This is a genomic window from Nocardia ignorata NBRC 108230 (assembly GCF_001612905.1).
Classification (GTDB): domain Bacteria; phylum Actinomycetota; class Actinomycetes; order Mycobacteriales; family Mycobacteriaceae; genus Nocardia; species Nocardia ignorata.
Genome location: NZ_BDBI01000031.1, coordinates 63049 through 74754, shown reverse-complemented (window position 1 = coordinate 74754; position 11706 = coordinate 63049). Strand labels below are relative to the sequence as shown.

Sequence of the window (11706 nt, the reverse complement as noted above, 5' to 3'; positions counted from 1 at the left end):
GGCCTAGACTTGGGCTAGCTCCATCCCACCCAGCACTGCTGAACGAGGAGGTAGCCCATGACCACAGCCAGGGACATCATGAAGCCCGGCGCTCAGTGGATCACCCGCGACGACACCGTGGCCACGGCCGCGGCGGCGATGGCCGATCTCGGTGTCGGCTCGCTCGTCGTCGCCGACGACAACGAACGCATGTGCGGCATCATCACCGACCGCGACATCGTCGTGAAGTGCATCGCGCGCGGCCTGTCGCCGGAACTGACGACCGCGGCCGAACTGTGCGAGGCGACGCCGCGCTGGATCAGCGCGGACGCCGATGTGGAAGACGTGCTCGACCAGATGGAAGACCATCGAGTGAAGCGGATGCCGGTGATCGAGAACAAGCGGCTGGTCGGCATGATCAGCGAGGCCGATCTGGCTCGCCACCTGGACGACAATCAGCTCGGCGAGTTCGTCACCGCCATCTACGGGCGGCCCTGACTCCCCTCAGCTCAGGTCGAGGTGATCGTTCATCGACCTGGCCGCCTCGGCCAGGTCGGTGAGTTCGACGACCTCCACATCATTGGTGCGGAGTTTGTCCACACCCTCGCAGGCCGCGACGAACAGGCTCGGTTCGCGCCAGGCGATGACCACCCTGGGGATACCCGCCGCCAGGATGCGGTCGGTGCAGGGCAGCCGGGTCGCGGTTGCGCGCGTCGAGCAGGGTTCGAGCGTGCTGTAGATCGTCGCGCGGGCCAGGCGGGGGTCGTCGGCGTCGAGTTTGTTCAGCGCCGATTCCTCGGCGTGCACCTTTTCGTCGGTCTCGCGTGAGTAGCCGGTGGCGATCTCCACACCGTCGACGACGATGACCGCGCCCACCGAGTAGGCCGTCGAACTGGGCGGACACTGCCGGGCCAGCTCGATGGCCCTGTGCATGAAGCGGTGATCGAGGCTGTCTGTGTGCACGGTTTCCCCTGGGTTCGGAAGTTGTCCACAGCCTGTGGGAGTTGTGGAGTCGGTCATGTTCAGGTTGTGCAGTACACCGGTGGATGAACTGTGAACAGCGGTATTTCCCGAGGTCGGCAGCCGGAATCCGATCACAGGTCCGGTGGATGAACCGGGTCTGTCGGTGCGCCGACCAGGTAGTTCATGACAGCGACATCCCCAAGTTGTTCCACACCCGTCAAGTGGAGTCGACGCTGCGGTCCGCCGGGGAACAGGGCCGGACCGACGAAGCGGGGAGCGGCCGCGTCACCGACCAGGATCGGCGCGATCGCCAAGCGGATCTCGTCGACCAGGTCGGCGGCGAGGAACGCGGTGTGCATCCCGGTGCCGCCTTCGACCATCAGCCTGTGGATATCGCGCGCGGTGAGGTCGTCCAGCAAGGCGGCCAGGTCGAGCCGGTCGCCCAGGCACACGACCTCGGCCGTGCCTGCGAGTCGATCACCGAGCCGGACCGCGCCCGCCGTGGTGGTGTACACGATTTTCGCGCCACCGGTGTGCCAGAAGCGCAGCGCCGGATCCAGCTCGCCCGATGCGGTGACCGTGATCTTCACGGGATACTCCTGGCGCCCCGACGCGACGCGTGTTGCCCGCCGCTCGGCGCTGTTGACCAGCAGCCGTGGATTGTCGATCCGCAAGGTGCCCGCGCCGATCAAGATCGCGTCGGACTCGGCGCGCAAGCGATCGATCTCGTCGAAGTCGGCGCTGTTGGACAGCAGCAGCCGCTGCGCGCTCGCGTCATCGATGTAGCCGTCGAGACTGGTCGCCACGGACAACAGCACTCGCGGGCGTCTCGGCGGGGCGGCGCTCCCGTCGCCACCGCCGGATGCCGCGGGCACCTCGCTCACGGGGTCACCAGCGCGGCGACCTCCGCCTCGAGCGCCGACACCAGCGCCTCGGCCGGGCGTTCGCCGCAGACCTCGAGCCAGTTGGCCAGCATCCGGTGCCCGCCCTGGGTGAGCACCGACTCCGGGTGGAACTGCACGCCGTGGATCGGCAGGCTGCGGTGCCGCATGGCCATCACGATGCCGCTCTCGGTGTGGCCGACCACTTCCAGCTCCGCGGGCATGGTCTCCGGGAGCACGGTGAGCGAGTGGTAGCGGGTGGCGGTGAAGGGGTCGGGCAGACCGGCCAACACGCCCGAGCCGAGGTGGTACACCGAACTGGTCTTGCCGTGCAGCAGTTCCGGTGCCCGGTCGACGGTGCCGCCGAAGGCCTCGCCGATGGCCTGGTGTCCGAGACACACGCCGAGCAACGGCTTCTCGTACTCGGCGGCGGCGTGCACCAGCGGAATGCTCGCGCCCGCCCGGTCGGGGCTGCCCGGCCCGGGGCTCACCAGCACGCCGTCGAAAGTGCCGCCTTCGTCGCCACGGGTGAGCAGGGTGTCGAGGTCGGCCAGGCGCGGGTCGTCGTTTCGCCATACGACGGCGTCGGCACCCAGCTGGCCGAGGTATTGCACCAGGTTGAACACGAAGCTGTCGTAGTTGTCGACGACCAGAACACGCATGCAACGAGGGTACGTGCCCGGCCGGTAGGTCGTCGCATCCATTACCTGGTGGGATAGCCTAGGAGGCGACCAGTACCGGAGAATACGAGGACGTCATGCCCAAGTCCAAGGTCCGTAAGAAGGCCGATTACACCCCGAGCCCTGCCAGCCGTACCCCGGTGAAGGTCAAAGCGGGTCCGTCGCCTGTCTGGTACGTCGCGATCATGCTCGGCTTCATGCTGGCCGGCCTGCTCTGGCTGCTCGTGTACTACCTGGCCGCCGAGAAGATCAGCTGGATGAACGACCTGAACGCCTGGAACTTCCTGATCGGTTTCGGTCTGATGGTCATCGGGCTCATCATGACCATGCGGTGGCGCTGAACTACACCGTTGTCATTCATGCACACCTGTGGATGAAGCTGTGGACAAGTCGAGGATCAATGAGGGAACAAGCCGCGTGAACGCAGGTCGACCCGCCGCCAGTTTGTCCTGGACCACGCCGACCGCCGCCCTGGTCGCGGTGACCGGCGGTGGCCTCCTGCTGACCGTAGCGGCCGTTCTCGCCCAGGACGGTCCCTCGCGGCTCTTCCTCGGCGTCGCCGCCGTCGCGGTGCTGGCCATGGCCGTGCTCGCGCTGCGTCAGCGCCCCCGGCTCACCATGGTCCCTGGTTCCCCGCCGCGCCTGATCGTCGGCACTCTCACCGGCCGCGACGAATACCCCCTCGACCACATCGACCGGATCCGCGTGACCTCCTACCGACGCATCGGCCGTAAGAACACCATGCTCGAGGTCGACGTCCGCCACAACGACTCCGAGCGCCTGCTGATCTTCGGCCGCTGGGACCTGGGCGCCAACCCCGCCGACGTCTTCGACGCCCTGGTCGTCAACGGCTTCGCGAAGGTCGCCACCGACTGACGTTGTTTCACGTGAAGCAAAGAACTCCCCGCCGCGACGATCGCGGCGGGGAGTTCTTCTATTCGGGGCGCGGGTATCAGTCGATCGTGATGGACGAGATGACGACTTCCTCGACCGGACGATCGTTGCGGTCGGTCTTCACCGCCGCGATCGCATCGACCACCTTGCGTGAATCCGGGTCGACCACCTCGCCGAAAATCGTGTGCTTGCGGTTCAGATGCGGTTGCGGGCCGACGGTGATGAAGAACTGCGACCCGTTGGTGCCCGGTCCCGCGTTGGCCATGGCCAGCAGGTATCCGCGATCGAAGCGCAGCTCGGGGTGGAATTCGTCGCCGAATTCGTATCCCGGACCGCCGCGGCCGGTGCCGGTCGGATCACCGCCCTGGATCATGAATCCCGGGATCACCCGGTGGAAGACGGCGCCGTCGTAGAACGGGCCAGCTTCCGTGCCACCCGCGTTCGGGGTGGTGTACGGCGCGCTGCCGTCGGCGAGGCCGACGAAATTGCGCACCGTCTTGGGCGCGTGGTTACCGAAAAGCGCGATCTTGATATCGCCGTGGTTGGTGTGCAGCGTCGCCACGGCCGTCTGAAGGGGTGAGGTCACGCAGCAATGGTGCCACGCGGTCACCGCGCTGCCGGGCACCTGGTGAAGCGTGGTTTTCGTGTTTGTGCCGTCGGCGGCGTTCTATGCCACAGTGGTCGCATGAAGCTTCGTAACCCGCTCATCGCCTCCCTCGCGATCGCCGGTGCGGGCGCGCTGGCCTGGATCGCCCGCAGCAAGCGCCCCCAGCTGCCCGAACCCGCCGCCGAACCGCCGCGTCTCGGCTACTCCCGCAACGGCTCCGCGCCGGCCCCCGTCGCGGAGACCGGCGCGAGCTGAACCCTCAGCGGCTCACGGACTTCTTGTACTGCACCTGAGCCAACGGCACGAAGATCAGCAGGATCAGCACGATCCAGATCAGCGACGTGGCCACCGGGTGCTGCATCGACCATGCCTCCGAAGTGGGGGCCAGCGGACTGGTGTTGCCGAACAACTGACGCACCGACTCGGTGACGGCCGACATCGGATTCCACTCGGCGAATACGCGCAGCGGCCCGGGCAAGTCGTTGATCGGCACGAAGGCGTTGGACAGGAACGTCAGCGGGAAGATCACCATGAAGCTGGCGTTGTTGAACACCTCCGGCGCCCGCACGAGCAACCCGACCACGGCCATCATCCACGACAGCGCGTAGGCGAACAGCAGCATCAGCAGGTACGCGAGCACCGCATCGAGAATGGACCCACGAATACGCCAGCCGACGATCAACCCGGTCAGCGACATGACAACGAGACTGACCAGGTTGATCACCACATCGCTGATGGTGCGCCCGAACAGCACCGCCGAGGGCGCCATCGGCAGCGACCGGAACCGGTCGATGATGCCCTTCTGCATGTCTTCGGCCAGGCCGGCGCCGGTGAACGAGGCACCGAACACCACGGTCTGGACGAAGATGCCCGCGATCAGGAATTCGCGGTAGCCGCCTTCCAGCCCCGGCACCTTGATCGCCGAGCCGAACACGTAGGCGAACATCAGCACGAACATGATCGGCGACATGGTCGTGAAGATCAGCACGTCGGGCACGCGCTTGATCTTGATGACATTGCGCTTGGCGATCGTGAGGCTGTCGCTGACCACCATCGCCAGCCGTTCTTCCAGGCTCGGCTCGGTCACCGGTGGTGTCTTGTCGATCGAGACGCTCATCGGCTCTGTCCTTCCTTGACGCTTGCCTTCTCGGCATCCCCGGCGACGAGTTCTTCGGCCTCGTGCCCGGTGAGGGTGAGGAATACGTCGTCGAGCGAAGGCCTGCGCAGGGCGACGTCGTTGATCTCGACCTTGTGCTCGGTGAGCCTGCCGATGGCGGTGACCAGGTCCTGGGAACCGTCGGCCACGGGCACGGTGATCTTGCGCAGCCCCGGTTCGATGTGGATTTCGCCGTCGGCCAGGCCGCTGAGCACCTGTTTGGCGTCGGTGAGCTGGTCGGCGGTGGCGACGGTGAGTTCGATGCGGTCGCCACCGACGAGTGCCTTGAGTTCGTCGGCGGTGCCGCGAGCGATGACGGTGCCGCGGTCGATCACCGCGATGGAGTCGGCCAGGCGGTCGGCCTCCTCCATGTACTGGGTGGTGAGCAGCAGGGTGGTGCCGCCGGAGACGAGTTCCTCGATCACGTCCCACAGATCCAGGCGGGCGCGTGGGTCGAGGCCGGTGGTCGGCTCGTCGAGGAACAGCACCGGCGGGTTGGCGACCAGCGCGCCCGCGAGGTCCAGGCGCCTGCGCATGCCGCCGGAATAGCCCTTCACCGGGCGGTCGGCGGCGTCGGTGAGCCGGAAGCGTTCGAGCAGCTCGCGGGCCCGTTCCTTGCTGCGCTGCGTGCCGAGGTGATAGAGCCTGCCGACCATTTCGAGGTTCTCGAAGCCGGTCAGGTACTCGTCGACGGCGGCGTACTGGCCCGACGCGCCGATGCGCGAGCGCAGTGCCTGCGGATTGTTGATGACATCGACCCCGGCGACGGTGGCGCGGCCTTCGTCGGGAACGAGCAGAGTGGTGAGTACACGGACAGTCGTGGTCTTTCCCGCGCCGTTCGGGCCGAGAAGTGCGGTGACGGTGCCTTCGGGGACGGAGAGATCCAGCCCGTCCAGTGCGGTGAGCTGTCCGTACCGTTTGACCAGACCCTCGGCGACGATTGCGTCGGGCATGATTCTCCTGATGATGTCGTAGTTCGCGAACCCTTGGTGGCCTCAGTATTGCCCCACCCACCGACAAGTCGCATCCTCATTTCGGGTGGTTCGCATGTCAGATGTACAAATCTGTTCGACATGCCGAGTGCATGCGACACGCGGCGAATCGGACTGATTTTTCGGCGATGCGGCTGCGCTCCGGCCCGGATTGCGGGTGGCCGCACGGCGACCCCGACGAGAACATGTTCAGCTCGCGCGAGCCGTAATACCTTGCGTACCAGCCACTTCGGGTGTTCATAAGACGTTTGTGATGTCTCACAACACCGCGGCGACCGCTCCGCGGCTGCGGCCGACGGCCCCATGACGGGCCGCGACACGAAAAATTCTCGGAAACTGATCCGTTGCGCGTACACGATTTCCGCGTGGATCGCGTAGGATCGTTCACGTCGGCCCCTCCCCCCCGGGCCGACCCTACGCGGGCCTCGGCTAACTCCCCCCCTTCGCCGAGGCCCGCTCCCCATTTTCCGGCAAGGTGCAGTTCCATCGCCCGACAGCCGGGTTCAGGCCACGTGACGCGGCCACGAGAACAGCTAGTGATCCTCGTGGCCCGCAGGCGCGCCGGCCCCCTGTTCGGCCACTGTGCGCCAGGCGGTAGCCAGCCGGGCCGCACGGACCTTCCCGGCGACCCCGAGCAGTGGCGCGTCCCGCTCCCAGCGCTGCCGGATCTCCTGATCCACCCGGTCCCAGTGCGGTGCGAGTTCGGTGAGCAGCGCGGTGCAGCGATCGAAGACGCCGGCGAGCGCGATGTGCACGCCCGCCGACGCGGCGGGTTCGGTGCTGAGGCCACGGACGGCCGCAAACAGCGCCAGCAGGGCCGTGAGCGCGTCGGCGGGCCATTGTGCTTGTCGGGCCACCCGCACTAGCTGACCGAGCACAGCGGCAAGCACGTGCAGGTCCTCGACGGTGCGGAACGGCTTCAGGTAGTCGGCGTACCCGTCGCCGGGTAGCGTTTCTCCCGGCGCGTCCGTGAAACCGACGGTGGCGTGCGGGATCTCCGGTGCGAACGGCAACGGCGGCAGCGGGGTCACCTCCGCCTGCGGTCCGCCCGCGACGAGCACGGCGCGCAGGTCCGGCTTGCCGTCGGAATGTGTGCCCGCGCGGGCGATCACGAGAAACCGGGTGGCGGAGGTGCCGAGGGTGGCGAACGATTTGGTTCCGGTCACCATCCCGTCGCCGGTGACGGCCGTCGTCATGGCCGAGGGTCGTGCTCCGGTGGCCTCGGTCGCGCACATCGAACTCAGCTCGTCCGGGGCGAGTACTGGCACCAGCGCGTGCAGCGCTTCCTGATACCCACCGAGGAACGCGGAACCCAATGCGACACTGTCGAATCCGGCGACAGCGGCGCGGTCGACAGAATTGGCGAGATCCGCACAGCGAGCGCGGTGACGTGCCCAGTCCGCCGCGAAATCCGCCGAATCGGCGGCACCGGGGGTGGCGGTGAGCAGGAAATCGAAAACCGAGGAATTCACAGAAGTGGAGCCTAGGGGAATCGAACCCCTAACCCCTGCCTTGCAAAGGCAGTGCTCTGCCAATTGAGCTAAGGCCCCTTACCGGTGGTGTACCGGCTGGCAACCCGAATCAGCGGGTGGTGACCTCACGCCAGAGATCGGCTTCGTCGCGCTTGCGGAATTTGGTGATACCGATGAGAACCGCGATCACAACACCGACCGTGAGGACAATCTTCATGATTCCCACCCTACTGTGATGTTCGGGAGTGGGCCTAGGAGGACTTGAACCTCCGACCTCTTCGTTATCAGCGAAGCGCTCTAACCGCCTGAGCTATAGGCCCGAACTCGATTCCGTTCCCCTGCCGGAGCAGTGAACCGCAACGAGACACGAGGTTACCTTACCCTCCCGCCGATAACCAAAACGGCCGGTCAGAGCCAGTTTCCTGGTCCGACCGGCCGTGCCGGAAAACGCGTGTCCCTAGTCCGGATCGGCCAGGGTCACCTGGATGCCACCGACCAGATCGCAGCACTGGTTGTAGATGAACACACCGACCGTCGCCAGCGCGGTGAACAGCACCACGTTGATGAGCCCGATGACGCCCGCGTACCCGAAGATCGTGCCCGCGTCGATCAGGCCGCCCGAGCTGCCCTCCTGGTTGAACATCTCGCCCAGCGAGTTGTCCAGGTTGTCCCACACACCCATGCCCGCGAGCACGATGTAGAGCAGGCCGACGGCGACCATCCACACGAAGAACAGCGCCACACTGATGACCAGCGTGATCTTCAGCGTCGACCACGGATCGATGCGGCGGATCTGCACCGTCGCGCGCAGCGGCTCACCCGACGCGGCGGCCGCGATGGCCACCGGAACGGCGGGCGACACCGGGCCAGAGGCGGCCGCGGCCCGCGCCGACGGTCCGCTCTGCGGCTGCTGGGGAGCCATCGGCAGCCCGGTGTTGGCCATCGGCAGGTCCGACCCCGGATGACGCACATCCGATAGATCGGGCATGTCCTTGACCAGTTCGGGACGCGCGATGCTTCGGGTCGGCCCATCGATACCGACGGACTTCACCATCGCGGCTTCCTTGCGCGCCGCCTTGGCCGCCAGGTCGGCGGTGGTGCGCGCGTTGGACGGACCGCTGCCCTTGAGGCCACCGCCACCCTGACCACCCGAGGACGGGCGGCCCTGGCTCGGCGCCTCACCCGGTCGGTACAGGTTGGACTGCGGTTCCCGCTGCGGCAACTGCGCCCAGCCGTCCTGATAGGGCGATTTACCCTTGCCGTTGCCCGAGCCGTTGGCAGGCCCGTTCGGCTCGGTACCCATCCGCACGGTGGCCTGGTCGAACGATTCGTCCCCGGCGCCACCGGATTCCGGTGCCTTGGCGCCTTCGGCCGCACCCTGACGTGGGATCGGCCGCGGCTGGATCGGAGACGAGGCGACCCGCTCGGTGACGCCGTTGGTCTGGTTCCGATCGTCGTTCGACTGATTCGGTGTGGTCAATGGAATCCTCAGATCCGTTCGTTGCCGCCGCTGGTTGGGTTATTGCTCCGAGGCCGCGTCGCCGATGAGCTGATCGGGATCGGGCTCGTCGGCGTTGCGCGCGATCGCTAGCAAGGTATCGCCATCCGCGAGGTTCATCAATCGCACGCCCTTGGTCTGGCGTCCGGCTTTGCGGACCTGCTTGGCCGCGGTGCGGATGACGCCACCACTGGAAGTGATCGCGTACAACTCGTCCTCGTCGTCGACGATGAGCGCACCCACCAGGCTGCCACGCTTCGGATCGTATTGGATTGTCAATACGCCTTTTCCGCCGCGACCCTGCGCGGTGTACTCCTCGATCGCCGTACGCTTGGCATACCCACCGGCGGTCGCGACCAACAAATAGGTGTCCGGGCGAACCACATTGAGCGAGAGCAGTTCGTCGTCGGTGTTGAACCGCATGCCCTGCACACCGGAGGTGGCGCGGCCCATCGGGCGCAGCGCCTCGTCGGTCGCGGCGAAGCGGATCGACTGGCCGTGCGCCGAGACGAGCAGCAGGTCGTCGTCGGCCGAGCACAGCACCGCACCGACCAGTTCGTCGTCGTCGCGCAGGTTCACCGCGACGATGCCACCGGACCGGTTGGAGTCGAAATCGGTGAGCTTGGACTTCTTCACCAGGCCCGCGCGGGTCGCCAGCACCAGGTACGGGGCGTCCTCGTAGGTCTTGAGCTGGATGATCTGGGCGATTTTCTCGTCCGGCTGGAACGCCAGCAGGTTGGCCACGTGCTGACCACGCGCGGTGCGGTTGGCCTCGGGCAGCTCGTAGGCCTTGGCCCGGTACACCCGGCCCTTGTTCGTGAAGAACAGCAGCCAGTCGTGGGTGGAGGAGATGAAGAAGTGCTTGACGATGTCGTCCTGCTTGAGGCCGGCACCCATCACGCCCTTACCGCCGCGCTTCTGCGAGCGGTACAGGTCGGTCTTGGTCCGCTTGGCGTAACCGGTCTCGGTGATCGTGACGACCACGTCCTCGCGGGCGATCAGATCCTCGTCGGCCACGTCACCGTCGGCGGCGATGATCCGGGTCCGCCGGTCGTCGCCGTACTTCTCGACGATCTCGGCCAGCTCGTCGCGCACGAGCGCGCGCTGGCGCTCCGGCCGCTCCAGAATGTCTTTGTAGTCGGCGATCTCGAGTTCGATCTTGGCCAGATCGTCGACGATCTTCTGCCGCTCCAGTGCCGAGAGGCGACGCAGCTGCATGTCGAGAATGGCGGTCGACTGGATTTCGTCGATGTCGAGCAGCTGCATCAGGCCGGTACGCGCGGTGTCGGTGTTGGCCGAGCGGCGGATCAGGGCGATGACCTCGTCGAGCAGGTCGAGCGCCTTCACCAGGCCGCGCAGGATGTGGGCCCGCTCCTCGGCCTTGCGCAGCAGGTAGCGGGTGCGCCGGACGATGACCTCGAGCTGGTGGTTCACGTAGTGCCGGATCATCTGATCCAGGCGGAGCGTGCGCGGCACACCGTCGACGATCGAGAGCATGTTCGCACCGAAGCTGGTCTGCAGCTGGGTGTGCTTGTAGAGGTTGTTCAGCACGACCTTGGCCACGGCGTCGCGCTTGACCGTCACCACGATGCGCATGCCGACACGGTCGGAGGACTCGTCGTGGATATCGGAGATACCCGCGATCTTGCCGTCCTTGACCTGCTCGGCGATCGAGTTGACGAAGTTGTCGGTGTTCACCTGGTACGGCAGCTCGGTGATGACGATCGTGGTGCGGCCACGCGCGTCTTCCTCGATCTCCACCACACCGCGCATGCGGATGGAACCGCGACCGGTGGTGTAGGCGTCGTGGATGCCCTGGCTGCCGACGATCAGGCCGTGGGTCGGGAAGTCGGGGCCCTTGACGCGCTCCATGCACGCGGCGAGGGTGGATTCCTCGTCGGCGTCGTAGTTCTCCAGCGACCAGTAGATGGCCTCGGCCAGCTCGTTCAGGTTGTGCGGCGGGATGTTGGTCGCCATACCGACGGCGATGCCGTTGCTGCCGTTCATCAACAGCGCGGGCACGCGCGCCGGCAGCACGGTCGGCTCCATCGAGCGACCGTCGTAGTTGGGCACGAAATCGACGGTCTCACTGTCGATATCGCGCAGCATCTCCATCGCCAGCGGCGTGAGACGGCACTCGGTGTAACGCATGGCTGCCGCGCCGTCGTTGCCGCGGGAACCGAAGTTGCCCTGGCCGTCGACCAGCGGGTACCGCAGCGACCACGGCTGGGCCATGCGCACGAGGGTGTCGTAGATCGACGAGTCGCCGTGCGGGTGGTAGTTACCCATGGTCTCGGCGACCGGACGCGCCGACTTCACGTAACCGCGATCGGGGCGGTAACCGTTGTCGTACATGGCGTAGAGCACGCGCCGGTGCACCGGCTTGAGGCCGTCGCGCACATCGGGCAGCGCGCGGCCGACGATCACGCTCATCGCGTAATCGATGTAGCTGCTCTGCATTTCGTTCTGGATGTCGACCGGTTCGATCCGGTCGCCCGCACCGCCGGACGGTGGCAGCGTGGTCTCAGTCATCGAATCTCCTTAGAGGGCTGATGTGTTCGCGGGCGCGCGGTGGCGCAGCACC

At 66.5% G+C, this 11706-nt stretch carries 14 protein-coding genes and 2 tRNA genes; 4 read left to right on the top strand and 12 right to left on the bottom strand.

Features of this window, described 5'->3' with window-relative positions; translation table 11 throughout:
- Nucleotides 1-57: 57 nt before the first annotated feature.
- Nucleotides 58-477 carry a CBS domain-containing protein gene (locus NI2_RS25010; RefSeq protein ID WP_067495164.1) on the top strand — a complete coding sequence of 140 codons (420 nt, stop codon included), beginning with the start codon at nt 58-60 and terminating at the stop codon, nt 475-477.
- Between the two features lie 6 nt (nt 478-483).
- On the opposite strand, the gene NI2_RS25005 is transcribed toward NI2_RS25010, so the two are convergent.
- The 3 genes from NI2_RS25005 to NI2_RS24995 form a co-directional block, all read right to left on the bottom strand.
- The gene (locus NI2_RS25005) at nt 484-942 is read right to left on the bottom strand and encodes a deaminase (RefSeq protein WP_243750038.1); all 459 of its coding nucleotides are present in this window, start codon (nt 940-942) and stop codon (nt 484-486) included.
- A gap of 131 nt (nt 943-1073) precedes the next feature.
- Nucleotides 1074-1826, bottom strand: a complete 753-nt coding sequence (locus NI2_RS25000; protein ID WP_243750039.1) for a RibD family protein — start codon at nt 1824-1826, stop codon at nt 1074-1076.
- On the bottom strand, nt 1823-2485 hold the full coding sequence (locus NI2_RS24995; protein WP_067495158.1) for an aminodeoxychorismate/anthranilate synthase component II: 663 nt from the start codon (nt 2483-2485) through the stop codon (nt 1823-1825). The genes NI2_RS25000 and NI2_RS24995 overlap by 4 nt, the downstream gene beginning before the upstream one ends.
- A gap of 95 nt (nt 2486-2580) precedes the next feature.
- On the opposite strand from NI2_RS24995, the gene crgA reads away from it, so the two are divergent.
- The gene (gene crgA / locus NI2_RS24990; RefSeq protein ID WP_067495154.1) at nt 2581-2844 is read left to right on the top strand and encodes a cell division protein CrgA; all 264 of its coding nucleotides are present in this window, start codon (nt 2581-2583) and stop codon (nt 2842-2844) included.
- 76 nt (nt 2845-2920) lie between these two features.
- Nucleotides 2921-3379 (top strand): PH domain-containing protein, encoded by a 459-nt coding sequence (locus NI2_RS24985; protein ID WP_067495151.1) that lies wholly within the window; start codon nt 2921-2923, stop codon nt 3377-3379.
- A gap of 76 nt (nt 3380-3455) precedes the next feature.
- On the opposite strand, the gene NI2_RS24980 is transcribed toward NI2_RS24985, so the two are convergent.
- A complete protein-coding gene (locus NI2_RS24980) occupies nt 3456-3983 on the bottom strand; it encodes a peptidylprolyl isomerase (RefSeq protein WP_067495441.1) in 528 nt (175 codons plus the stop codon).
- A 99-nt stretch (nt 3984-4082) separates the two neighbouring features.
- On the opposite strand from NI2_RS24980, the gene NI2_RS34525 reads away from it, so the two are divergent.
- Nucleotides 4083-4259, top strand: a complete 177-nt coding sequence (locus tag NI2_RS34525; RefSeq protein ID WP_166655808.1) for a hypothetical protein — start codon at nt 4083-4085, stop codon at nt 4257-4259.
- Nucleotides 4260-4263: 4 nt separating this feature from the next.
- Here NI2_RS34525 and NI2_RS24975 read toward each other — a convergent pair whose 3' ends face one another.
- From NI2_RS24975 to gyrA, 8 genes are all read right to left on the bottom strand, one after another.
- Nucleotides 4264-5058, bottom strand: a complete 795-nt coding sequence (locus tag NI2_RS24975) for an ABC transporter permease (RefSeq protein ID WP_067495430.1) — start codon at nt 5056-5058, stop codon at nt 4264-4266.
- A gap of 59 nt (nt 5059-5117) precedes the next feature.
- Nucleotides 5118-6113, bottom strand: coding sequence for an ATP-binding cassette domain-containing protein (locus NI2_RS24970; protein ID WP_067495148.1), 996 nt, complete (start codon nt 6111-6113; stop codon nt 5118-5120).
- Between the two features lie 572 nt (nt 6114-6685).
- Nucleotides 6686-7624: an acyl-CoA dehydrogenase middle domain-containing protein gene (locus tag NI2_RS24965; protein ID WP_067495145.1), complete on the bottom strand. Its 939-nt coding sequence runs from the start codon at nt 7622-7624 to the stop codon at nt 6686-6688.
- A 5-nt stretch (nt 7625-7629) separates the two neighbouring features.
- Nucleotides 7630-7702 (bottom strand) — tRNA-Ala (locus NI2_RS24960).
- A gap of 31 nt (nt 7703-7733) precedes the next feature.
- Nucleotides 7734-7841, bottom strand: coding sequence for a DLW-39 family protein (locus NI2_RS34785; RefSeq protein ID WP_210740150.1), 108 nt, complete (start codon nt 7839-7841; stop codon nt 7734-7736).
- Nucleotides 7842-7870: 29 nt separating this feature from the next.
- Nucleotides 7871-7944, bottom strand: a tRNA-Ile gene (locus tag NI2_RS24955).
- Between the two features lie 137 nt (nt 7945-8081).
- Nucleotides 8082-9104 (bottom strand): DUF3566 domain-containing protein, encoded by a 1023-nt coding sequence (locus tag NI2_RS24950; protein ID WP_067495142.1) that lies wholly within the window; start codon nt 9102-9104, stop codon nt 8082-8084.
- A 39-nt stretch (nt 9105-9143) separates the two neighbouring features.
- Entirely contained in the window at nt 9144-11654 is a 2511-nt protein-coding gene (gyrA, locus tag NI2_RS24945; protein ID WP_067495139.1) for a DNA gyrase subunit A, read from the bottom strand.
- Between the last annotated feature and the right edge of the window lie 52 nt (nt 11655-11706).